A 22,663-nucleotide genomic window follows, 5' to 3' on the forward strand; every position below is an offset into this window, starting at 1 on the left:
AATGAACCATTAAAGGATGTGTGCCGGTGTCTCTGCGAAATCTGATCACCCTGCTCTTGGGTTTGTTATTTTTATACGGGTTGTTTACGGTAGGCTTCCCCTTTTTGCTCGCACTGGTGGTTGCGATTTTCCTGGAGCCCATGAATCAATTGCTGATACGCATGTTCAAGCTCCATCGCATTGCGGCGGCGACGATATCCTGCACCATTTTCACCCTGCTGTTTCTGGGCATCGTGTATGCGATCGGGTTAAAGATCTTGACGCAACTGGTCGCATTTTTCAATCGGGCGCCCTTGTATACGTCCGAGCTCCGCAAAATGTTCGATGACTGGATTGAGAAAACCCAGCTTTTCTATGATTCGCTCTCTCCGGACGTGGCGATTCAATTTGACGAGGGGTTAAAGCAGGGGACCGCTACTCTGGTGAAGCTGATTTCCGGTCTTTCCGGGAAGGTGATTGATTTCGCTCAGATGATCCCGAACCTGTTTCTGGTATACATTGTGTTTACGGTAGCGCTGTATTTATTCAGCTATTCCCTGGCGACGATGAAAGATCGCTTCCTGACCATCTTTGCTGAAGAATCCAGGCAAAAGGTGGAGCGGGTGCTGCTTGATCTGAAGGCATCGATCTTCGGATTTCTGCGTGCCCAGCTGATTCTTAGCAGCTTAACCTATGTACTGGCCCTGATCGGTCTCATGATCCTCGATGTCCAGTATGCCATGGCCGTCGCCCTGTTGATCGTCATTGTGGATTTGCTGCCGATCTTGGGGACGGGTTCCTTTCTGATGCCTTGGGCTGCGTACGAGATGTTCAAAAATGATATCTTCCTGGCTATTGGCCTTGCTGTGCTCTTTCTGGTCATTACAGTGGTCAGACGGATTGTCGAACCGAAAATTCTGGGTGATTCCGTCGGCATCGGTGCCTTGTCGGCCTTGATCAGTCTCTATGCAGGCTTCAAGCTGTTTGGCATGATCGGGTTGTTTTTTGGCCCGATTGTTATCATTATTTATCAGGCGATGCGCAAGGTCGGTTTAATTCGATTGAATATCCGCTTCGATGATTCTTCCGAAGGAAAGACGTGACTCGGGCCAGTAGACCAGCATATCAAAGACCATTGCACAACAGAAGAAAGAGCCGTATACAGGACGGCACGGGAGCCATTAGACGACTTTCAACGGAAACTGGGGTAAGGAAGGAAAGGAAGGATACAAGATGAATGAATGGAAAAACAGTGGGGAATGTGAAGTCATTAAATCGACTGCCATGTCCAACGAGGCCTATACGCTGATTGTCGAGCAGAAGCAGGGAACAGGCTACCGCAGCCGTATGTTGCTGGATCAGACAAGCATCTATACCTCCTTCTGGTGGGAAACGGTGGAAAAGGCCGAACAGGAAGCGATGGATTACTATACCCACCTGCGCAAAAAGCCATTCGAGTAAAGCGAAGCTCGTTTGGACGTCATGGTTTCTGTGTTGACAAGCAGATGGTCCCGTGTTTACATAAGAGGAAATGAAAAATACGGGATGTGATGAACATGCAAACATTAAAACGACCCCAGGCGATGATCTTTGACCTGGATGGCACCTTGTTTCAGACGGAAACGCTGCTCATCCCTACCTTTGAGCGAACCTTCGAGACGCTTCGGGCAGAAGGGAAATATGAGGGGGACACGCCTCCGGTTGAACGGATGATCCAAAACCTGGGTCAGCTTCTGAAAGATATCTGGGAGGATGTGATGCCGGGAGCTTCGCCTGAACTGGTGCAAGAGGTCGATCACCAGTTTTTGAAAGAGGAACTGGAAGGTCTGGCACGGGGAGAAGGTCAGTTGTATCCGGATGTGGCTGAAGTGATGCAGCAACTGAAGGAAGCAGGCGTTGACCTGTATATCGCCAGCAACGGTCTGGAGCCTTATGTAAAGGGCGTGCTGGACAAAAAAGGACTGACACCCTGGCTGGACGGCATTTACAGTGCCGGGGAATTCCGTACCGCCTCCAAGGTAGAGCTGGTGCAGCTTTTGCTGAAACGACATCATCTGACTGAGGCCTGGATGGTAGGAGATCGTTCCTCTGATGTGGAAGCCGGACATGCGAATCAGCTGCCGGTCATTGGATGTGCTTATGCCGGCTTTGGTGATCATACGGAAATTGCCGATGCAGATGTGAAGATCACAGAATTCCGTACATTGCTGGAGCTCTACCAGCAAGCAGAATAACGATCAGACCAAACACAAGCAAAACACACACAAGCAAAAACACGAGTGCAACCGTATCCGCATCTGTATCGCTGAAAAGGGACAAGCACTGAATCAAACAAGCGTAAACGAACAGAATGGATAATGGGTATAGGGTGAGGCTGGATGAAGCGGATAACCCCATACCCATTTTGTTTTTCCATGAAGCAGGTTTCGGATTACACTGGCTGGTGCAGAGTGAATCCGTTTGCCGCACGGTGTATGGGAGCTTTCATGTCGTTTGACGATTGGCGTATACGTACTTGGCATATTCCATGGGACGCTGAATCGATTTTTGGTAAACGGATTTCTGCCCGATTTTATAGAACACTTCTCGACCCGGTTTGGGATTGATTTCGAGCAGCCAGATGTCTCCCTTTGGATCAATGGCAATATCGAGGGCCATCTCACACAAAGAACCATAATTTTTCTCCAGCCGCTGCAAGATGTGATGACTGAGCTTTTGAATGTGCTTTTGAATTTGCGTGACCTGTTCACCCGTGTATTTGCGTCTGAGCATGGTCAGCATCGGGAGGGCTGAGCCGCCACCGTGCAAGTTGGAGGTGACGCTGCGAAGCGGGCCGATTCGGCAAGCTCCACCCGTGAAGGACCACTTGCCACGATGGTTTTTTTGCAGCAAAATGCGATAGTCATGCACCCTTCCGCTCGGAAGCGTAATGTGAATCCCCTGTTGTACCTCGTACTTTTTTTCTCCTTGCATCGTATTCAGGATGGACTTGAGCGCCGTTAGCTGGACGGGCTTGGGTGCAATCAGTCCCCGCTGGTGGTTGCGTCCCTGAATGACATAACTTCCATTGCTCTGCTGAATGCGCAATATCCCTCTTCCACCGGTGCCATTCACCGGTTTGAAGAATACGGCATCATGCTTTTTGAGCATTTGGGTGACATCATCCACTTTGTTGTAAAATACGGTGTCTGGCAAATACGGCTTGATGCCTTCATCCTTCATAAATAACTGATGAATGTACCATTTGTTGGCGAGCGGACGGTTCAGATAGGTGAGGTCAGCATAGCGCTGTCGAAATTTCTTCAGCTGCTCGAACCGTTTCGTAGGCTGGTAACGGCAACGGTCAAAGATGATGTCCGGGAGCGACGTCCATACCCGCTTCCATTTTTTCAGCTTGTGATCATAAGCATGTGCCAGCACCCGCTTCAGGGAATGATCGACATCCTCTGGTGTAAATACGATGACAGACAGTCCCAGACGTCTGCCAGCAGTCATGAATTTGCGAAACAGCGCCCGTTCCTCGAGCTGCTTGCGATCATTCCAGTAGAGTGCCATGATGCCGATGACAGGACGGCTGTTGTTAAGTTCGATTGTATTCGTATCCATAAGGCTGTCCCCATCTTTCTTCGGATTGATTTTTTAAATAACGGCTGTATTGGAACAGATAGTCCAGTGATTTTTTGCGTATCAGGGGTTCATCGAACTTCATTGGTTTGGCATTGGCTTCGAAAAACCATATCTGCTCCTTTTTGTCGATGCCGAGGTCCATGGACATTTCGCCGAGTGGATGCCCCGCACTTCGTTCAATCTGTTTGGCGATAAAGAGCGACGCCTTGGCGACCTTGGTCAGCATCTGTTTCGATTTGGTCAGGCCAAACACTTTTCGCAGCATCTTCTTCGGGTCTCCGATCGAGCCGCCGCGCGGAACGTGTGTCGTAATGCTCTCTTCACCGGCAATGCGGGCACCGATGCCGGTAATGCACCAGCGACCCTGATCATTTTTTTGAGCCAGAACGCGCAGATCGAAGGGACGTCCCCGATATTTTTGCAAATCAACGGCCTGCTGGATAATGTAGTCCTTTTTCTTCATATAGCTGCTCAGGGCTTCACTGATCTCGGCGATGCGGTCAAACTTGAAGGATTGGCTCTGAGTGCGGTCCTGAATTTTCAGTTCATATTGCAGTTTGGGGTGTCTCGTTTTGTGAATGCGCATAATCCCTTTGCCGGCCTTGCCCTTTTCAGGCTTCAGATATACCCGGCTATGCTTGCTGAGCATTTTTCGCAGGTCGGCTGCCTCCTGGTAGCGCGTGGTGGAGGGTACGTATTTTTTGGTCAGTTTACTGGCATTGAGCCATTCCATGAGTGTCCATTTATAGAAAAAGGAAGGATTATACAGCTTCACCTCCTCGGATTCGAGGCACTCCCGCAGCAGCTGCTTCACCCTTGGCAGTTCTTCATGCTTGCGATACGGAATACGATTATACAGAACGTAGGGGATCGGAATGATGACTTTTTTCCACTTGTTCGTCTGCTCGACATATTTATAGGCTTTGACGGTTGATTTGGAGAGATCCAGCTCATCCACGGTAATAATATAAGTCGAGGAGCCCATCCTCCGTCCGCGTCGGATAATATCCCGAAAATTGGGGTGGTTGCCGCGAAAGCCCCTTTTCTTGCATGACATCGTCAAAATACCGAGCAGAGGTCGTGGTCTGTTTTGATTGTGAACGCGCATCTAGTCTTCGCTCCTTCTCTTAAACGGGGACAGATAGACGCAGTAGTCAACAAGGTTGGTTATGGTGGCTCTGCCTTGTGCTTTTAAGGCGGGGTGCTTGAAGATGGAGCGTCCAGGCTTGGAATTGGCCTCAAACATCCAGATGTGCTCTTTCTGATCGATGCCGATATCAAAACCCAATTCTCCAAGCTGGTAGCTGTAGTTGCGTTCAATGGCTTCAGATAGTTGGATGCATGCCTCCTTGGACTGTGCGATAATGTCCTTTGCCTTTTCTTCCGTAAATGCGTGGCCGAGCGCCTGCTGGGGCGTGAGCAGCCTCCCGCCTGTACGCAGATGTGTGGTCACGGAGCCTCGGCCCGCTTTTTTGGCGCCAATCGCGGCGACCTGCCATTTGCCTTGCTCATTTTTAACAAGGTGAAATCTGAAATCCAGCGGACAGCGGTCAATCTCCACCAGCCGGACTCCTTGCTGCGCCACATATCTGGATAATCGTCCTTTGCGTTGTCCCAGCATGTTCATCAGATCACCAAATGACCGGAATCGCAGCAGGACGTTTTTGCCATTGCTGCGGAAGCGTGAGAAATAGCCTTTTTTCGAATTGTAGGTCAGCCGGTAGATGCCTTTGCCGAGACTGCCTGAGGTGGGCTTCAGGTAAATAAACTGATGCTTTTCCAGCATGCGTTTGATTTGATCCGCGGATGGATTGATGATGGACTCGGGCACATATTTTCTCGACTCGGATGTTCCGTCCAGCAGCCTGTAGACATCCCACTTGTCGAAGAAGCTCCAGTTGAACAGTGGAATACCCCGGCGCAAGAAGCGTTCCTTCATCTGAATAAAGCTGGGGGACTTCTCCATGGAACGGCTGGGCAGACGATTGTAGATCACGTTGGGTAGAGAAACGCGTTTTTTGACAATGTGACCGGCTTGATGCAGGAAATAGCCGATGGCGGTTCCTTCGGCCCAATCCACACTGCGAGGGGAGAAGGCATAGATATAGCCCGCCTTGTTGCCGGCCTGAAGAATCTGTTTGATGAATTCGGTACGAGAGCCGAAGGGCTTGCCGGGACTTTGAATGACGCCGGTCATGATCCCGATAATCGGACCGAGCTGGAGCTGGTCCTTGGTATACGTGACACTGCAGGATTTGGCGTTGGGGATATGGAGCATGGATTTGACTGATATGGGGAGCACGATGTTGTGCGTGGCTTTCTTCATTCTCTTTACCGTTAAATTCACGCTGTTCTGTCCAAAGCGTACGGTAGTGGTTCTTCCGCTCATATTCAGCTGCTTGTATAACGCCTGTGAGATGTACAACGTATTCGTGTTGTTTCTTGTAAACTTGAGATTACAATTGGACAACATGGATTCCTACCCTCCTATAGGCTGTTCATATAAATAACGGACGTAGTGTATCGGATTGGTTAATGAGCGTTTGGCGGTCTGCTCCAATCCAGCCTTCCGAAAAATTTGTCTGCCCGGCTTTGAATTGACCTCAATCAGCCACAACTTTCCACTGGTATCAATGCCGTAATCAATCCCGAGTTCAATCATTTTTCCGTATCTGGCTTCAATTGCGGGAGGAACCAGGAGGGAGAGGTTGACCAGTTCCAGCAGAATGCGTTCGGTTTCCGTTTCCCCGTAAATGGATGTCAGAAAAGGCTGTGCCGCGACGGCTGTGCCACCTCCGTGCAGATTGGATATGAGGCTGTCCTTGGCCCCCATGCGAATGGCATAGCCGGTCATTTCCCATTCCCCGACCGCCCCGCGTTGCAGCATGACCCGCAGGTCAAAGGCTTGCTCATCCGGGGTTTGCAGAGGAAGGAATGGCTGCATAATATAAGTGCGGCGCTGTACATAGGTACGCAGCCAGCGGGCGAACAGGGAGGTACGGTCAAAGGTGTGTCTGGTGGTTTCGTTGTGCGGATTGCGTCCGACTACGACCCAGGATTGATCGGCTGCTCGACGAATGTACGCCGTACCCTTGCCCTGCATGCCTCCGTTCGGTTTGAGAAAGACAGCGCCGAATTGATCCAGACCTCGCTTGATATCGCGCAGGCTGCTTACTTTTTCAGTCGGAGGCAGATGCTCCTGGAGCTCTGAAATGTCCATCAGTACCTTCCACACCTGGTATTTTCCGCCCAGCCTTTTGTTCAGCAGTCGAATGGAACAGGCAGAGGCCTGCCTCGCAAATTGATGATAATGCTGCTGATCCTGCCGATTGCGAAAAAAGCAACGATCATACACGAAGCGAGGCAGGGGAAATGACCCTTCCTGCCAATCACCGCGGGGATGAGAGAGGGTATAGCCGATCGTTTGCCTGCTTTTCCAGTTAACCCCTTGCGGCGTGAACACGTAGGTGGGAATGCCCTGCTGCTTTCCCAAGCGACAAAGACGGCCCAGCAGTTTCTTTTGCTTGGCGTGCCTGCTTGCAGGCGGAACGGAAACCAGAATGCCAAGGTACTGAGGCTTTATCATGCTGGATGCCTCCTATTCATTCGTTAAATAATGAATGTACTGCACACATTTCCGTACGGAAGGGCGTATTTTCCCTTCTGTAAGCGGCGTGTTATCATTTTTGGATGGTTTCGTGTTCACCTCAATGAGCCAGACCCGGCCGCTGGGTTCCATCGCCAGATCAATGCCGAATTCGGCATAATGCTCCGACAGCTGCTTTTCCAGCGCTGCTGCAATATCGACAGAGGCTCGTTGCAATCTGGCCCTCATCTTCTCCTTGCTGAGTGCTGCGGAGAGGTTGGATTTGAGCAACGCTTCCTTGACTCGGCTGAGGGTGCCGCCCCTCGCCAGATTGGAGACGATGGAATCATTGCCGGAGATACGGGCTACGATTGAGGTAACCGACCATTTTCCTGCTTGATTTTTTTGAACAACCGCGCGAAAATCAATAGGACGGCCACTTGCCTGAATGAGCGTGACCCCCTGCTGAATTTGATATTTGCGACTGCTGAGTTTGCCGGAGAGGCTTTGATAGCATTTCTTCAGGCTGGTGAAATGCGATCGGCGTGTTCGACTGAGACCAGCAGATTGACACACATACGTGCCGCCAGCTTGACGGTCAATGCGGAGAATGCCTTTTCCAAGACTGCCGCTGATCGGCTTGATAAAGACGGTGGCATGTCGTTGAAGCATGCGCTTGAGCATGTCATAATTTTGATAAAGATGAGACTCAGGCAAATATTTGCGGATCGCGGGATCTTGATTCAGGGCCGCAAACACATCGGTTTTATCCAAATAACGTTCATTGAAGAGAAATCTGCCCGGTTGCTGCTTGATCTCGTTCATGAACTGCTGGACTTTCGCAAGATTTTCATATTTGCGGGAAGTGAGTCGGTTGTATACCACATCCGGGAGCGGGAAGGAACCCTGCTTCCAGCCGTGCTGGAAATATCGGCCCTGTAAGGTGCTTTTCTTGGAGTCAATGTCCCTGGGCGTGATAAAATAGATGATACCGCCCATCATGCGCATCGCCTCGGTCAATTCTTCACAAAAGGCTGTATTCGAGGCAAAGGGGCGCTGCTCGGCAGAACTGTACGTCCGGCTCATCATGACCGCAACCAGAGGTCCCAGGCGGAGGGTTCGCGATGCAGGAAGGTATTTCCCGCATATCGTCATGCCCTGGTGCAAGCCGAGTGTTTGGGCCAGGCTGGCAGAGAGGGTGATTCCTTTTGTTCCTTTCGTGCTTTGGACCGAAACGGGCAGCCTTTCTGATCCGAATTGCAATTGAACCTGCTCGGGTAATTTCCATGCCTTCAAAGTTGTAGAATGAATGAGGACGGTGTGTTGTCCATGAAGCGGTTGGGCATTTGCGATATGAACGGTCCATTTTTTTGACATTCAACGGTTCTCCTTCCAGCACCGACATTCATCTTCTGACATTACTTCATCATATGAACGCCCAAATAGCTTGGTGAATCATCTTCAGGCTGTTTCGAACAGGAGGAATGACACAATGATTGCGTTTATTGTCATCAGTATTTTGGTTGCCGCGGCCATTGGCGGATTGACCAACCATCTGGCCATCAAGATGCTGTTTCATCCCCGTCAGCCGGTCATGGTCAGGGGGAAACGAATGCCTTTCACACCGGGCTTGATTCCCAAACGCAGAGAGGACATCGCGGATGCCCTCGGCGATGTGGTGGCCCAGTATCTCGTGACGGCAGAAGGGTTGTCCAGACTGCTGGATGAAGCTTCTTTCCAGGAGAAAGTAGAAGGGAAAGTCAGGCAGGAGATGCAGCGATGGAAAGACTCAGACCTGTCGATCCGCGATTTTGCTTTGCAATGGCTCACAGAAAAGCAGTGGGAGGACATGAGGCACATGCTGCTTCTGGCTGCCACATCCGGCAGTTCGGCTGTGCTGGACAGACTGGAGCGATGGACGATGCAGGACGATCGTCCTTTGAAGGAAATACTGCCTGCAGCGTGGCTGTCCAAGCAAGAGGAAGTTGTCAATCGGGGCGCAGAAAAGCTGGCGGATGCCCTGCGGGAAGAATTGCAGTCTGCCCGTGGCGAACTGCTGCTCAAACAGATGCTGTCCAAGTTTATGGAACAGTCATCCGGGGGACTGCTCGGCGCGCTTGCGGGCATGTTCATGGACGCGGACCGTTTGGCAGATAAGCTGAGGCCGATGCTGATCGAGAAACTGCATGCTCCGGATGTCCAGTTTGCGCTGCGCGGCTTTCTCAAGCGGCAGTCCGATCGCCTGCTGAATCAGACAGTAGCGGAACTGGCGGCAAAGGTGAAGGAAGCGGATGAGTCGCTGTTTAGCTCGTTGAAAGAAGAGATCCACCGTCATATTTCAGAAGGAAAATGGCTGCATGAACTGGAAAATGGGCAAGCAGCGAAGGTGGCCGTCTGGGTAGAAGCGCATATGTTGCCGAAGCTGCCTGAATTACTGGGCTGGTCTGTTCGGCAATTGCAGCAGCGCATGGCTCGTCTGGTTCAGCTGCTGAATCTGCCCCGTCTCGTCTCGCAGGAAGTGAGAAAGTTCCCGATCGAGCAGTTGGAGGATGTGATTCTTCGTCTGTCAGGCAAGGAATTTCGGGCGATTACCTGGCTCGGCGCGTTGCTGGGTGGCATGATAGGGCTCGTTCAAGCAGGCCTCTATGTCCTGATCGGCATCTGATCAATGTAACCGCCTGGCGCTACCTGCGTGCAGATGCGTTTTATGTGAGGGATAGCAAGTGAAAATAGCCAACAGAATGCAAGAGATGGCTGAATGAACAAACGGAAGAAATGAGCATACGAAAAACGGGAGGAAAAAAACATGAGCGTATATGAACAGGCCAATCAGTTAGCAGCCTTTATGAAGGATAGTGATGAGTTCAAGCAGTTGAAGGAGGCCTTTGCAGCGATTGAAGGAGACGAGAATGCTACCAGCATGCTGGTAGATTTTCAGGTGAAACAGCAGGGATTGCAGCAGAAAATGATGGGAGGCGAGGAGCCGGAACAGCAGGAGCTGGAGGAGATCCAGAAATATTTTGATGTCATTTCCATGAATCCGTTGATTTCCAGGCTGTTCGAAGCTGAGAAGAAGGTACAGGCGATGATGCAGGACGTGCAGCGTATCGTGGCCGAGCCATTTGACGAGATCTACAAGCCGTCATTTAACGCCTGATCGGACATGTTTCCTTCGCTTGTCTCATATAGATAGAGAAAAGAGGCGAGGGAGTGTGTCACGATGAAGAGATTAGGAAAAGGTTGGCCGATAAGTGCGGCCGTGATCACCTTCGGCATGCTGTTGTTCATGCTGCCCAGACTGGAAATGGGCCAGGGCTGGAGCATGGCTTCCATCTTCGGAGTGGTCTGGCTGGGGTTCGCGTTGTTGGTTCTGTCTGCTCATCTGTATCGGTTGCTTGGCGTAGACGAAGAAAAAGAGCGTCAGCTGGCGCGTATCCGTCGGATGAAGCAGTGGAAACAGGAGAAATGGCTGGAGGAAAAGGTAGAAAGACTAAGCCGCAAGGCAAAATCGAACTGACTAGCCATATGAACACACAAAAAAAAGAGGCTTGGGCGCCAATCCGTCGTGCATTTGTATCATACTTGACGGGATGAGCTCAGGCTTCTTTTGTATGTAAGAGGGGTCCAAAACGTATGTAAAATGGCGCAGCTTTCGGCGCGATCTTAACGAATACTGAATTGCCGGATAACCTCATTCGTAATCTCTTCCATATGTTTGGCCTTGCGAACGACTTCTTCCGAGATGTGTTCCAGCACGTCTTGATTGTCATGATGCTGGTCGGCCAGCAAATGCAATTGGTCTTTGTATTGGACGAGTGTAGATTGGATCGCCATTTTCAAATATTTTTTATATTCGTTCGGATGGTTTTCCATGCTGCTCCCTCCTGTTTGCTCTAGTGAACTGCTATACTAATCAGAATATAGGAACAATATGTAAATGTATACATCATTTAAACGATGGGAAAAACAGTAGGCACCATGCTTGATTTGTGATAAAATATTTGGTTTGATACTTTATTTGGCACTTGTGAATGTGGGGAGGATACGCGGTAAGGAAGGTTGCTTGCATGTGGATACGAAGGTGTGATGGATGGCACAATCAAAGTGTGATATAGTACAGATAAGTACAGTTATAAGGGTTGGGGTGTAACAGTTGAAGCATATCCATCAGCACGTCACGAAGCATGAACAAATTTTGAAGTACATAGAAAGTCTGGAGATCGGACATAAAATTTCGGTACGTGGTATCGCCAAGGAAATGGAGGTCAGTGAGGGGACGGCCTATCGAGCGATCAAGGAGGCCGAAAATACGGGTCTCGTCAGCACGAAGGAACGGATCGGAACGGTGCGTATTGAGAAGACCCAGCGTTACCTGGATCAACTGACCTTTCGCGAGGTTGTAGACATTGTGGATGGTCGTGTTCTTGGCGGATCTTCAGGTCTCGACAAGACGCTGAACAAGTTTGTGATCGGGGCCATGGAACTGGAAGACATGAAGCCGTATGTCGATCAGGGCAGCCTGCTCATTGTTGGAAATCGGGCAAACGCACATTTGATGGCGATGGAGCATGGCTCCGGTGTGCTGATTACGGGCGGATTTGAGATTATGGGTGAGGTCAGGGCAATGGCCGATGATAAGGCCCTTCCGGTCATCTCCTCCAAGTATGATACGTTCACGGTGGCCTCGATGATTAACCGGGCGATGTATGATCGCATTATAAAGAAAAAGATTATGCTGGTGGAGGATGTCATGGCTGCCAAGGCAGAGATCCCGTTTCTCAGACCGGGCAGTCAGATCGCCGACTGGAAGAGACTTTCACAGGAGCACGGGCAGGAGCGATTCCCCGTCGTCGATGAATGGGGCCGGGTGATCGGCATCGTGACCTCCAAGGATGTTGTGAACATCAGGGAGGATCAGTCGATCGAGCGTGTCATGACCCGTAATCCGCTTACCGTCACCTCACAAACCTCAATCGCCACTGCCGCGCATCTGATGGTATGGGAAGGAATCGAACTGGTTCCCGTCGTCGATCATAACCGCAAGCTGCTAAGTGTGGTCGGTCGTCAGGAGGTGCTGAAGGCGATGCAGATGTCTCAGCACCAGCATCAGGCTGGAGAAACGTATGAGGAGCAGATCTGGTCCTCCTTTGAGGAACAGGTCTCCGAAGTGGGAGAAATGCGGTTTGTCGGGACACTTACCCCGCAGATGACCAATACCCTCGGGACCGGTTCAGAAGGGGTACTGACGCTCTTGTCCGCGCTGGGCGCACAGCGTTTGATCAAGGAGCAGAAGCGGGGCGATCTCGTCATGGATAACATGTCGCTCTATTTTATCAAGCCGATTCAACTGGAACACCAGATTGTCATTCGGCCGAAGATGATCGAACTAAGCCGGCGGTTTGGCAAGGTTGAGGTGGACATTCACCATCATGATCAGATCGTCATGAAAGCACTCATTACCGCCCATGTTATTGAGCAGGGCTAACCCATTGTGTGCGGAGACAGCTGCATGATATGTAACATTTCTTTGGAGATGTTCGATTGCAAGCGCCTGGAGAAAGGGAGAAGAGAAGGATGCAGAGAGTGAATGTTGCGTATGCGCTCGTACAAGATGAGCAAGGAAGAGTATTAATGGTTTACAACCGAAGAGGGACCTGGTCGCTTCCTGGCGGAATGGTGGAAGACGGTGAGACGTTGACGGAAGCCGTTGTGCGTGAAGCTAAAGAGGAGACCGGGTTAACGGTGACTGTGCATGAGCTGGTTTCTGTGAATGAAGCATTTTTGGACGAAAAACAAGTGTTGTTTTTCACCTTTCTTGCAACGGCAACGCATGTGCCGGAGCAATTGGAGGGGGATGATCAGATCATAGAGGTGGCATGGAAAACCATCGAAGAAGCGAATGCGCTGATGTCTTACTTGAAGCAGGGCATTGAGCAGCTCATTCATCGGCAAGGCTCGATGTATACCCTTCAAAATAAACGGCCCTCTTGAAAAAGAAGGCCGTTTGATTCCGTTGGTTCATTATGCAAATCGGTAATAAATAAGCAGCATGGTGGCCAGTACAAACAGGAAATTCAGGGAGACGAATATGATCTGATCAAGCTTGGTTTTGTGAATCCTGATCGGCGGGTGATAGAAACTGACCCCTTCTATAATGAACAGGATAAGGATAACGTGCGGCAGGAAGTGACCGATAATCTCTGTAAATCCAAACAAGGTAGTGGTCATGATGAAAATGAGCGTCACGACCATCGCCAGAATGCGATTCAAGATCCCCACGACGAGCAAATAACCGACCACAAATTCAATAAACGCCGCTAAAATGAGAAACAGCTCCGGTTCAAATCCAAAGGTGGGTACGTTCCAATTTTCTATAATATTCAGGCTCATGCCTGGGAAAACCCATTTTTCAACGGCTACCCAGCACAGAGACAGCCCCGTTCCCAGATAAATAAACGGCATGCCGAAACGTTCAAATTTTGTTTTCTCCATCAGCAGGGCAACGGCGATCGCGATATAGAACCCGTAATCCAACATGTAGAAAGCGCCCATATGCTCCACGGAGATGGAGAAGATGATTAAAATCAGCACGGCAGCCAATTTGCTCAGCCAATGATACGGAATGAGCAGTAGAACAATGACAGCCAGTGCGAGCGTTCTTTGAAGAGACGTTCCTTCGATTTCGGGGGCAATGATGCTGTCATTGGTGATTTGCAGCAGCAGCGCAATGGCAATCCCCCATTTAAGCAGGATATACGTATAGGTGCGGTACTTGTCCAGCGTATGCTCTACCTTGCGGAGCATGCGCGAGTTGGCCATCAATGCTTCGATCTGCGGCAGTAATCCGATTACAACCGCCACAAGTAAGCTGATGATCAAAAAAGCGGGAGACAATATGTTCTCCAGGGTTTCCTTGACGGGTTCCACTTCATTAAACCATTTGACATGAGCGAATGCCGGAACTGCGATCAGCATCCCCATCATCCATGTAAACCAGAACCCGAATGACTTGCTTGATTGATTGAAAATGTGCTTCACGATGATCACCTCTGTATGTAGGTTTTGCAAATGATGTGAAAAACATGACCAGCATGTCTTCCTGTGCAAAGTGTAACATATTCGAAAAGAGAAATGGTGATATTGATCACAAATCATTCATTGTGATCCATCCTGTCCGGGATAAAAGTCTTCGGGATACTGGCATGCCAGGATACCTGTAAACCGGGATACGGATACCGGAAACAGGGATAAGGGATACCGGGAATCATGGATACAGGGATGCCGGAGAAGAGATGCGGAACCGGCAAGGATTAAAAAAAGCCAATCTCCGGAGAGATTGACCAGAATCCTGCGCGATGCCAGCGAGATTATTTGGTTGTTTCCGCGGGCAAATGCTTGTAAATCCGGTAATTTCGAATGCCGCCATATAGATTAAAAGCTCCGAGCAGCAGGAAGACAGCCCCGACGATGTAACGGATGGTGGAGGATTCAAAGAAGGCGATTTGTAAAATAGAGATGGCAACCAGCATGATGCCCATGGAAATATTCATGCGGGCTACCGTCATTCCCTGTTCCTTATACGTTTTTTTACTTCTCGCCGTCGTACTGAAGTAGATGGAGGCGATGAGGGAGAAGAAGATGGTCATAGAGAGTACAAATGAAATGATCATGAACGTAAGCTCCTTTATGTCCTTGCTGTTGGTTGTCCCATTTGATGAATGAGACTTGACCGCAATGGGTACCTCCCTTAATGTACTGGTTTCCAGACCGAAAATCAACTCATGGAACTTATGGCAGCGCCTCAAACTCATCGGCCCGCACCCACACACGCAGCTCGCCGTAGACGACGATCATTGTACTGATCGTGACCTGATAATTGTTGCCGTGAATGTTGCTGTGCACTTTATGATACAGGTGCTTTAAGGTCTGGGGCGCATTGTCTGAATTCGGAATAATCTTCACAATGGGCTGGCCTTTCAGGAATTGCAGATCCTGATGGACTTTGGCCCTGAGTTCATTTTTCACGACTTCAGGCAAGGGTTCTTGCCCGCTTGATTCCTCGATTTTCACCATGATTGTGCGAATAATGGTCTGTTGATCTTTGTATTTCTTCAAGTCCTCGCTTTCCATCAGCAGATCGCGAATGCGTTCCTTCGCATGCATGTGCATATCGATCAACTCGTCCATATTATGCTGATAGATCATCATGAAGACACTGCTGCCGATGATCCCCCCGCATATGAGCAAGGCGAATGCACGGACATACCTTCCCCATACGGCTGCAGATGGCACTCTCAACTTGTATGACCTCCACTGGACAGCCAATTCATCAGCTTGTTGGCACAATAGGCGCCCAGAAATGCGCTAATGATGTACAAGATTTGTTTGATGGCCGGAGAATACTGACTGTCCAAAAAATTAGACTCAATCTGACGAAAGGGATCAATCGTCCCCCCGATTGCGGCAACCAGTGCCCAAATTTTGATTTTCTCCGCTACTTCTTTCATAGCAAATCCCGGCGGCTGCAGCGTCAGAATCGCCACAATGCCACTAAAAATAGAAGCGCCCATGACGACGCCAAAGGAAATCGCAAAGTAAGTCATCATTTGGGTAATGAACATGCCCATTATCTCTTCACCTCTTGTCATTATGCCTAGCGTTTCTGCCCTTGTTGCTCGATCTTATGTAAAGGCAATTCTCTTGTGTGTTCATATTTATATGTATGGACTTGCAGTACGGTTATGATAGAAAATTTATCGTTTCTATTGTTTATCCCAACTGATAAGAGCCTGTTTCACTTCGTTGATGGTGGATAGGAGAAGTAGCTCATATCCGTTGACAGTGATGTCTATGTGAGATTATACTGTTTTTAGCACTATACTGTTTATAACAGTGTTCTGTTTTAGACAGTGATGGTTTATCTAAAACCAGGGGTTTATGATGACGATTATTGGAATACTTGAATGTTCAATCCCGATATGAATCGAAAAGGAGGAAAGTGGCATGGCAACATCCAAACCAAAACACGAACGTCACACAGGGAGACATACCGCAGAATTTTTATTGCTATTTTTAGCGGAGGAAGACAGCTATGGGGGCAGACTGTTGCAAAAATGCGAGCAGGAAATTCCCGTAAATCCCATTGACAGTGCCATCTTGTATCGGACATTGAAAAAGTTGGAGGAGGAAGGAGCTGTGGAGTCGTATTGGGGAGGAATGGAATTAGAGAAGCCAGTGAAGATGTACCGAATTACGGACACAGGTAGGGACAAACTGGCGGAATTCCACCTTTATATAGAGAACAAGATGCGAAACCTGACCTTTTTCATGAACAAATATTCAGAGTGGAAGGAGTCAGACCGTGATTAGCGGGATTATCTTGTATGCGCTGGCCATCGTTTGCACCGGACTGTCATATAAGAAGGATCGAACGAAAACAAAAAAAGCCTTACTCCAGGCTTGGCACATGTTCCGCAAAATCATGCCCGATGTCATGGCCATCATGCTGTTTGTAGGCTTGTCTCTCGCAATCTTGTCCCCTTCTTTCATTTCTTCGTTTATTGGAGAACAATCCGGAATAGCAGGGACCCTGTATGCGACAGTGATCGGTTCTTTCGCACTCATACCAGGCTTTGTTGTATTTCCGCTTGGGGAAACACTTGTTGAGAACGGAGCGGGTCTTCCTCAGGTGGCTGCGTTCATGTCTTCCCTCATGACAGTCGGAATCGTGACACTGCCGATGGAACAGAAGATGTTCGGACGAAGCTTTGCCTATGCCCGCAATGTCGCTGCGGTTTTATTGTCGGTCTTTCTTGCAGGTCTCATCTGGGGGGTGTCGGGATGGGTGAATTAAAAAGGTATCGATTCTTTTTGCTTTTGCTGCTCGTGCTGTTGACACTTACCTTGGTGAATCCATCACTAGGGAGAGAAGCCTTTTGGCTGACGGGGCAGAGCATCACAGACATGCTGTTCCTGCTCCCGCCTATCTTTCTATTTGTAGCCTTGTTGGATAAATGGGTGAAGAAAGAGACACTCATCACCTACATGGGGAAGAATAGCATGGTCGGTATTCTATTTATTTTACTTCTGGGCGTCGTCGCAGCCGGCCCTCTCTATGTAGCTTTTCCGATTGCGGTCCTCCTGCTCAAAAAAGGAGCCGGTATCCGCTACATGGTCTTTTTCCTAGGCGTGTGGACATCAGCCAAACTGCCAGTGCTCATCTACGAATTCGACTCCTTCGGCATCCGTTTCTCCCTGCTGCGAATCACATTCAGCCTCATTTTCTTCTATCTCCTCGGCCTCCTTTTCGAGAAATTATATGACCAGCGACAACTGCTGAAGGATGATGTTGTGGAGGAAGGATGACTATTAGCGAGCCCCTTGTAAGAATAGCAAGAGAGGATGTAAAGCTCGTCTGAAACCATCACGTGACTGTTATATCTAATATCTTAAAATTAGTAGTTATGTAAACTGAATTAATTAAATACTAGTTCGGATTAAATTTATATCTAAATTTAGGTGTTGAGTGTACGTTATAGGATTTTTTATTGACCAAAATTACCATATATGTTACATTATTTCCGAGATGCGCGCTCTCTACTTTAGTTTTACATTGGAGGAATTATGAAGAAAACATTATTTGTATTGTTAATTCTATCTTTGTTAATGTCCGTTTCTGTCTCTGCTGAAAGTAATAATTTTGAATCTAGCTACACAACAGATAATAGCATACTTAGTGGAATTGAAGTTTCTCCTGGATTATTTAAACTGGATCAACTACCATCAGAAAAACAAGAGGAAATAAAGAATCGATCTGAAATTGTGAGTAATTACTTGTTACAGATGAGTGTTAAAAGAACCAAACTAAATAAAATTAACGAAAATGTTAGCTTGAAAAAAGATAATAATATCACCTTTAAAGAGATGATCCAGATTGAATCACTTCAATCTGAGATAAATACTATTGAAACCCAGTTAGAAGAAATGGGTATCAATAAAATCCAGCCAGAAAAGAAATCAGTAACTATTCTATCTTCATCTTCAAGTGATATTAAAAAGGATTTCCATCAACTTTACTATGATAGTCAATTAGGTCTTCATTTGTTTGAAGGTCATTTAATTTGGAAGAATGATAATTACAGTGATGATGTGTCTATTTGTCCTGCTCCATTTCACGGTTGCACACTTGATATAGGTGGTGTTGACGGGTTTGGTCTAGAATCCCTCAACAGACAGATAAGTATTATTGAAAACACTGATAGATTTTATCTTTTGGGCAGTGATTTATCCACCACTTACAATCTGTCTACAAGTGGATCTAGTAGAGACTATTCTCCGTATGGACTAGGATGGAAATTTCAAGATTGGTATGATTATGATGTTTTTGGTCCAGAACAGTATAATGCTTATAAAATGATGGGGTGGTATTACTTTACATTCCCTGATGGGAATCCAAGTCCCAACACCACACTAAGCTTTACTTTACACTATGGAAAAACATGGTATAATACTTCCGTGAATTCTTTTTCATTCGGACCAGGGACAATTGGTATCGGATTCAGTAGCAATAATAATCGATGGGATCAAGAGTTTAATGTGAATTATCAATTCTAAAATATTAGTCGAGCTAGAGAGACTTCTCTTTAGCTCGATTTGATTTAAAACCATGAATAAAAGTTGAAAGAATTATAATTTATTCAAGATCAATAAAAGGAGAAAAAATGAAAAAAAAAGTAATCATTCTTTCGATTGTAATTTTTGCTATCTCGTACTTGCTGTATATTCAACTGTCCCCAAAAAGCGTTTACAAGCTAATAAACGAAGATACTTCTTTTACCATTCGAAAAGAAAGTATCTCATCCAAAAAAATAAAGGAAGATCTAGATATTGTTTTATCGGAGAGTATTGACCATATACATGTTAATGTGATTGGGAAAAGTGAAATAATGCACTCAGTTCTATTCGAAAAAAACTTTCAAGGATCTATTGTAAATTGGAAATATGGTGAAAATGATGATATCGAACCTTTACTTATTGGAAGAATTGAAGTACAGGACTTCTCTCATTTAATAGTGGAAGGAATTAAAGCCAATCAAATAAAGTTCATATCTTATAAAGGACAACATTATTTTTATGTTTTAAGTAGTGAAATTTCACAACCTATCCATATCAAACTCTTAGGGGAAAATAATAAGTTACTTTATGAGAGTGTATAATTTAATTATAATCACATTTCAGTTAAATGTTGAGGAGAGCTCTAATTCACAATTATTTCATTAAATTGTTGGAACGTGTGATTTGTAAAAAAAATGATATACATTTAAGGTTGTCAACTGAGATACTTTAATAATGGATCTCATTACTACTACTTTAGACTATTTATTTAAATTATTTATAATTATGTGAAGCATAGGTTCAATTCATTCAAATTAAAAGTGACTTAATTGAACCTATAATCTAAATCTTTGTATCCCGCATGTATGTCGTTTCTGCTTCCACGTGTTGCAGGTACGAGTCTATAAAATAGTTTGTGTAAACTCCTAAACCTATTAAAATAGAAGTAGAAGAAGGATTGGGAGAATACACGGGATTAGACGAAGCAACAACTACGGGAATTCATTAAGGAAAATAAATCGGTTACAGCTCAAGATGCGCAGAACGCATTGAAGGAACTGTTTGCTGAGACGCTGCAAGAGATGCTGGAAGTCTAAATGGACAATCACATGGGCTATGAGAAGCATGATGTGAAAAACAAAAAGACGGCAAACAGCCGCAACGGTAAGAGAAAGAAGATCATTGCCAGCGAGTACGGGCGAACAAGAAATCGCGGTTCTACGAGATCGCTTGGGCGAATTTGAGCTTCTCGTAGTAAAGAAGAATCAGTCCAACGTTACCGGTATTGAAGACCAGATTATCGCACTGTATGCAATGGGTTTAAGCACCAGTGAAATTCAGGATTATCTTCAAAATCTATACGGATCAGAAGTCTCTCGAACCTTTATTTCCAATGTAACGAATAAGATCGTCCCTCTGATCAAGGAGTAGCAGAATAGGACACAACAGACGTATATGCGGTGGTTTTCCTGGATGCGATTCATTTCAAAGTCAAACAAGACGGCGCGATTGTCAGCAAGGCAGCTTATATGGTCATTGGCATCGATCTCGATACGAAGCGCTAATACCTCCGAATGATCATATTTATGCCTACGGCAAGGAAACAGATCATTCGTATGCACTATTGGCGTTGTAAGTCGCTTCGCTTTGCGACCGAGCAAACCAACGCCATAAAAACTTACCGCTAGGCGGATAGCCAACAGCGCTGCCGTATTTGATCGGCAGCTTTCATGTTTGACGCTTTACCGGCCAACCTACGAATTGATCCAAACTCATGCCAACGGCAAGAACACGGATCAATTCTAATGTATTTTGGCGTGGTAAGCGGCTCCGCTTTGCGACCGAGCGACTCCACGCCCTAAACCTTTACCGCCGGAACTTCTCTGGCGGCTAGCTGGTTTTAAGGTTATGCTTCGATGACCAACCCACAAACCTTGCTTTCCCGTGCCGCAGGCACGCCATGAATTTGAACTTCCCCCCGCCTTCTCAGGTATATCTACGATGTCTAACCTTCCAAGGATAAGCCCAGAAGCCCCTCCCCTTTTTCCCGTCCAGAAATTATGTCAGAGTAAAGATGATAATAATATCTTCAATGACAGTAACAGTGCATTCTAAAATCTGTTTTTAATCAATGCTACATAGGAACAGTACTGTTTAGTCATATCATAGCAGGAAGAAACAATGATTGTGTCGAAATATTAGATAATTTAGTAGAAAGAGGACTTTCATATATGGATCCTGTACAAAAAACACTACTTGAATATGCTGCAAGAAGTAGCCATATACTCCATGAGTATTTTCAGTTGATTTCAGGATATTTTAATAAAGAATCAGAAATACCTATTGTGGAACGATACGTGCTAAAACAACTTCCAATTAGTTGTCACTTAACAAGTGAGAGCATATTAATACTTGTAGGTAATTTAAGAGTTTGGGATAATGAAATGTTACTTCGCTCCCTTTTAGAAGGGACATTGAAATTCACTTATTTAACTATTGGGACTCATCAGGAGAGAAAAAAGAAAATTGAAGAATTCTGGGAGATACTCCCTAAAATTAATGAAGTACGGCGATCTAAAAGAGCCACTCAATTACTACAGCATGCTCAAGACGATGAATTGAAATTGATTAGAGGTGTCGTGATTGATGATGAAGAGATTGCTAAAATCGAAGAAATGTATCCAAGGAAATACAGGAAACAAGTTGAGCAAAAATGGTCTTATAGTGAAATAGTCAAAGAACTATCGAAATATAAACACTTGGAGTTCTTAAACGGATTTTTTCATGGTTATGGTATTGGAAGCCACCTTATTCATCAAGATGCTGACGCAATCAATTTTTTAATAGATCACAACAGTAGAATTGATGAAAGACGAAGAGCGAAAGAGTTGGCTCATGGTTGTAGACAGATTAGTGATATAATGACCTATTGTGTACTTAGATATGGTGCGTATAAATTATTACATAACGAATCAACTGAAGATATATACTTAGAATCACATATTCAGTTAAACAAAGAAATGGAAACTTTTCATAAGTCGTTTGAACAAACCGAGCAGAAGTATTTAGATTATTGATGTTAATAATCCCCCCTCCCACTTTATATCGCGATAACAAAGAGAGTGTCAAATATTTGAAAGTAGGTGAGATTTATGGAAGCAGTAGCCTTTAGACCGAGAGCGAGATTAATGTCTCAGCTAGGTGAACAGTTAATAAAAGATGAAAATATTGCCGTCCTTGAACTAATTAAAAATGCATATGATGCAGATGCTAAAAAAGTCCAAATTAAAATGAGAGATATACAATCTGAGGAATTAGCCGTAATTAGTATTGAAGATAACGGCGATGGTATGTCATTTGATACAGTTAAAAATTGTTGGATGGAACCAGGTACTGATAATAAGGAAAAAAAGCTAAAACAAATGATTGAGAATGATAGCCGGAGTAAACTTAATAGATTGCCTATGGGTGAAAAAGGGATTGGTAGATTTGGTGTTCATAAACTAGGTAATAAAATTACTCTGATAACTCGGGCGGAGAATAACTTGGAGGTTTTCCTGACGCTTTAATTGTGGAAACGGATGGTAGATTTACTAGTAATCGATTAATCCACGCAGAGCAACTACTAAAGGAACATAATATAAAATTAATAAGTTGGGATGCAAGCCAACCAATCGACAATAGCTTTTCAAAATGATCGCGATCGAACAAGTGGTGATTTAGTTTAAAATGGTGAAATTCGAATTCATAAGACGAATAATTGTTTGCGAAAGTGGAATATGTCCTACAAAATATTGTGCTAAAGCGAAGTTTTCCAATAATATTTTGGATTCGACAAAATAAGATATTTTTTGATAT

The 22,663-nt window shown here is 46.2% G+C and carries 25 protein-coding genes and 1 pseudogene; 16 read left to right on the forward strand and 10 right to left on the reverse strand.

From position 1 onward, the window contains the following. The first annotated feature begins 26 nt into the window (after window positions 1-26). The 3 genes from ytvI (at window position 27) to ACFSUC_RS07415 (ending at window position 2,213) form a co-directional block, all read left to right on the forward strand. Complete coding sequence (gene ytvI / locus ACFSUC_RS07405) at window positions 27-1,082, forward strand: sporulation integral membrane protein YtvI (RefSeq protein ID WP_379928895.1); 1,056 nt, start codon at window positions 27-29, stop codon at window positions 1,080-1,082. A gap of 130 nt (window positions 1,083-1,212) precedes the next feature. Beyond that, the gene (locus tag ACFSUC_RS07410) at window positions 1,213-1,440 is read left to right on the forward strand and encodes a hypothetical protein (protein WP_379928896.1); all 228 of its coding nucleotides are present in this window, start codon (window positions 1,213-1,215) and stop codon (window positions 1,438-1,440) included. A gap of 89 nt (window positions 1,441-1,529) precedes the next feature. Beyond that, window positions 1,530-2,213: an HAD family hydrolase gene (locus ACFSUC_RS07415; protein WP_379928897.1), complete on the forward strand. Its 684-nt coding sequence runs from the start codon at window positions 1,530-1,532 to the stop codon at window positions 2,211-2,213. 250 nt (window positions 2,214-2,463) lie between these two features. Here ACFSUC_RS07415 and ACFSUC_RS07420 read toward each other — a convergent pair whose 3' ends face one another. The 5 genes from ACFSUC_RS07420 to ACFSUC_RS07440 are packed head-to-tail and all read right to left on the reverse strand — an operon-like array spanning window position 2,464 to window position 8,569. Next, window positions 2,464-3,585 carry a YheC/YheD family endospore coat-associated protein gene (locus ACFSUC_RS07420; RefSeq protein ID WP_379928898.1) on the reverse strand — a complete coding sequence of 374 codons (1,122 nt, stop codon included), beginning with the start codon at window positions 3,583-3,585 and terminating at the stop codon, window positions 2,464-2,466. After that, window positions 3,560-4,714, reverse strand: coding sequence for a YheC/YheD family endospore coat-associated protein (locus ACFSUC_RS07425; RefSeq protein ID WP_379928899.1), 1,155 nt, complete (start codon window positions 4,712-4,714; stop codon window positions 3,560-3,562). The genes ACFSUC_RS07420 and ACFSUC_RS07425 overlap by 26 nt, the downstream gene beginning before the upstream one ends. After that, window positions 4,715-6,079, reverse strand: a complete 1,365-nt coding sequence (locus tag ACFSUC_RS07430) for a YheC/YheD family endospore coat-associated protein (RefSeq protein WP_379928900.1) — start codon at window positions 6,077-6,079, stop codon at window positions 4,715-4,717. Window positions 6,080-6,085: 6 nt separating this feature from the next. Further along, entirely contained in the window at window positions 6,086-7,192 is a 1,107-nt protein-coding gene (locus ACFSUC_RS07435; protein ID WP_379928902.1) for a YheC/YheD family endospore coat-associated protein, read from the reverse strand. A gap of 12 nt (window positions 7,193-7,204) precedes the next feature. Then, window positions 7,205-8,569, reverse strand: a complete 1,365-nt coding sequence (locus ACFSUC_RS07440) for a YheC/YheD family endospore coat-associated protein (protein ID WP_379928903.1) — start codon at window positions 8,567-8,569, stop codon at window positions 7,205-7,207. A 115-nt stretch (window positions 8,570-8,684) separates the two neighbouring features. On the opposite strand from ACFSUC_RS07440, the gene ACFSUC_RS07445 reads away from it, so the two are divergent. The 3 genes from ACFSUC_RS07445 (at window position 8,685) to ACFSUC_RS07455 (ending at window position 10,709) form a co-directional block, all read left to right on the forward strand. Next, window positions 8,685-9,857, forward strand: coding sequence for a DUF445 family protein (locus ACFSUC_RS07445; RefSeq protein ID WP_379928904.1), 1,173 nt, complete (start codon window positions 8,685-8,687; stop codon window positions 9,855-9,857). Between the two features lie 141 nt (window positions 9,858-9,998). Next, on the forward strand, window positions 9,999-10,349 hold the full coding sequence (locus ACFSUC_RS07450; protein WP_379928905.1) for a YlbF family regulator: 351 nt from the start codon (window positions 9,999-10,001) through the stop codon (window positions 10,347-10,349). A gap of 63 nt (window positions 10,350-10,412) precedes the next feature. Further along, the gene (locus ACFSUC_RS07455; RefSeq protein ID WP_379928906.1) at window positions 10,413-10,709 is read left to right on the forward strand and encodes a hypothetical protein; all 297 of its coding nucleotides are present in this window, start codon (window positions 10,413-10,415) and stop codon (window positions 10,707-10,709) included. A gap of 146 nt (window positions 10,710-10,855) precedes the next feature. On the opposite strand, the gene ACFSUC_RS07460 is transcribed toward ACFSUC_RS07455, so the two are convergent. Further along, window positions 10,856-11,065 (reverse strand): hypothetical protein, encoded by a 210-nt coding sequence (locus ACFSUC_RS07460; RefSeq protein ID WP_379928907.1) that lies wholly within the window; start codon window positions 11,063-11,065, stop codon window positions 10,856-10,858. Between the two features lie 280 nt (window positions 11,066-11,345). On the opposite strand from ACFSUC_RS07460, the gene ACFSUC_RS07465 reads away from it, so the two are divergent. Both ACFSUC_RS07465 and ACFSUC_RS07470 read left to right on the forward strand, forming a co-directional pair. Beyond that, entirely contained in the window at window positions 11,346-12,677 is a 1,332-nt protein-coding gene (locus ACFSUC_RS07465; protein WP_379928908.1) for a DRTGG domain-containing protein, read from the forward strand. Window positions 12,678-12,766: 89 nt separating this feature from the next. Next, complete coding sequence (locus ACFSUC_RS07470; RefSeq protein ID WP_379928909.1) at window positions 12,767-13,183, forward strand: NUDIX hydrolase; 417 nt, start codon at window positions 12,767-12,769, stop codon at window positions 13,181-13,183. Window positions 13,184-13,213: 30 nt separating this feature from the next. Here ACFSUC_RS07470 and ACFSUC_RS07475 read toward each other — a convergent pair whose 3' ends face one another. From ACFSUC_RS07475 to ACFSUC_RS07490, 4 genes are all read right to left on the reverse strand, one after another. After that, window positions 13,214-14,230, reverse strand: a complete 1,017-nt coding sequence (locus ACFSUC_RS07475; protein WP_379928910.1) for a DoxX family membrane protein — start codon at window positions 14,228-14,230, stop codon at window positions 13,214-13,216. Between the two features lie 329 nt (window positions 14,231-14,559). Beyond that, window positions 14,560-14,862, reverse strand: coding sequence for a YtpI family protein (locus ACFSUC_RS07480; RefSeq protein ID WP_379928911.1), 303 nt, complete (start codon window positions 14,860-14,862; stop codon window positions 14,560-14,562). A gap of 118 nt (window positions 14,863-14,980) precedes the next feature. Continuing rightward, window positions 14,981-15,490, reverse strand: a complete 510-nt coding sequence (locus ACFSUC_RS07485; RefSeq protein ID WP_379928912.1) for a hypothetical protein — start codon at window positions 15,488-15,490, stop codon at window positions 14,981-14,983. Beyond that, entirely contained in the window at window positions 15,487-15,819 is a 333-nt protein-coding gene (locus ACFSUC_RS07490) for a YtrH family sporulation protein (RefSeq protein ID WP_379928913.1), read from the reverse strand. The genes ACFSUC_RS07485 and ACFSUC_RS07490 overlap by 4 nt, the downstream gene beginning before the upstream one ends. Window positions 15,820-16,195: 376 nt before the next feature. Between ACFSUC_RS07490 and ACFSUC_RS07495 the strand changes: the two genes are divergently transcribed. From ACFSUC_RS07495 to ACFSUC_RS07530, 8 genes and pseudogenes are all read left to right on the forward strand, one after another. Then, complete coding sequence (locus ACFSUC_RS07495; RefSeq protein ID WP_379928914.1) at window positions 16,196-16,561, forward strand: PadR family transcriptional regulator; 366 nt, start codon at window positions 16,196-16,198, stop codon at window positions 16,559-16,561. Further along, window positions 16,554-17,045 (forward strand): hypothetical protein, encoded by a 492-nt coding sequence (locus tag ACFSUC_RS07500; RefSeq protein WP_379928915.1) that lies wholly within the window; start codon window positions 16,554-16,556, stop codon window positions 17,043-17,045. Before ACFSUC_RS07495 ends, ACFSUC_RS07500 begins: the two co-directional genes overlap by 8 nt. Beyond that, window positions 17,033-17,557: a permease gene (locus ACFSUC_RS07505; protein ID WP_379928916.1), complete on the forward strand. Its 525-nt coding sequence runs from the start codon at window positions 17,033-17,035 to the stop codon at window positions 17,555-17,557. The genes ACFSUC_RS07500 and ACFSUC_RS07505 overlap by 13 nt, the downstream gene beginning before the upstream one ends. Before the next feature lie 258 nt (window positions 17,558-17,815). Then, window positions 17,816-18,805, forward strand: a complete 990-nt coding sequence (locus ACFSUC_RS07510) for a hypothetical protein (protein WP_379928917.1) — start codon at window positions 17,816-17,818, stop codon at window positions 18,803-18,805. A 107-nt stretch (window positions 18,806-18,912) separates the two neighbouring features. Beyond that, window positions 18,913-19,407, forward strand: a complete 495-nt coding sequence (locus ACFSUC_RS07515) for a hypothetical protein (RefSeq protein ID WP_379928919.1) — start codon at window positions 18,913-18,915, stop codon at window positions 19,405-19,407. 402 nt (window positions 19,408-19,809) lie between these two features. After that, window positions 19,810-20,358: pseudogene (locus ACFSUC_RS07520) on the forward strand (transposase); the annotation flags it as partial. Window positions 20,359-21,036: 678 nt separating this feature from the next. Then, window positions 21,037-21,882 (forward strand): DUF5677 domain-containing protein, encoded by an 846-nt coding sequence (locus ACFSUC_RS07525; RefSeq protein ID WP_379928920.1) that lies wholly within the window; start codon window positions 21,037-21,039, stop codon window positions 21,880-21,882. A gap of 75 nt (window positions 21,883-21,957) precedes the next feature. Next, the gene (locus ACFSUC_RS07530) at window positions 21,958-22,374 is read left to right on the forward strand and encodes an ATP-binding protein (RefSeq protein ID WP_379928921.1); all 417 of its coding nucleotides are present in this window, start codon (window positions 21,958-21,960) and stop codon (window positions 22,372-22,374) included. Window positions 22,375-22,663: the final 289 nt, after the last annotated feature.

Origin of the sequence: Marinicrinis sediminis, from assembly GCF_042685085.1 — a bacterium.
In the GTDB taxonomy this organism is placed as follows: Bacteria; Bacillota; Bacilli; order Paenibacillales; family KCTC-33676; genus Marinicrinis; species Marinicrinis sediminis.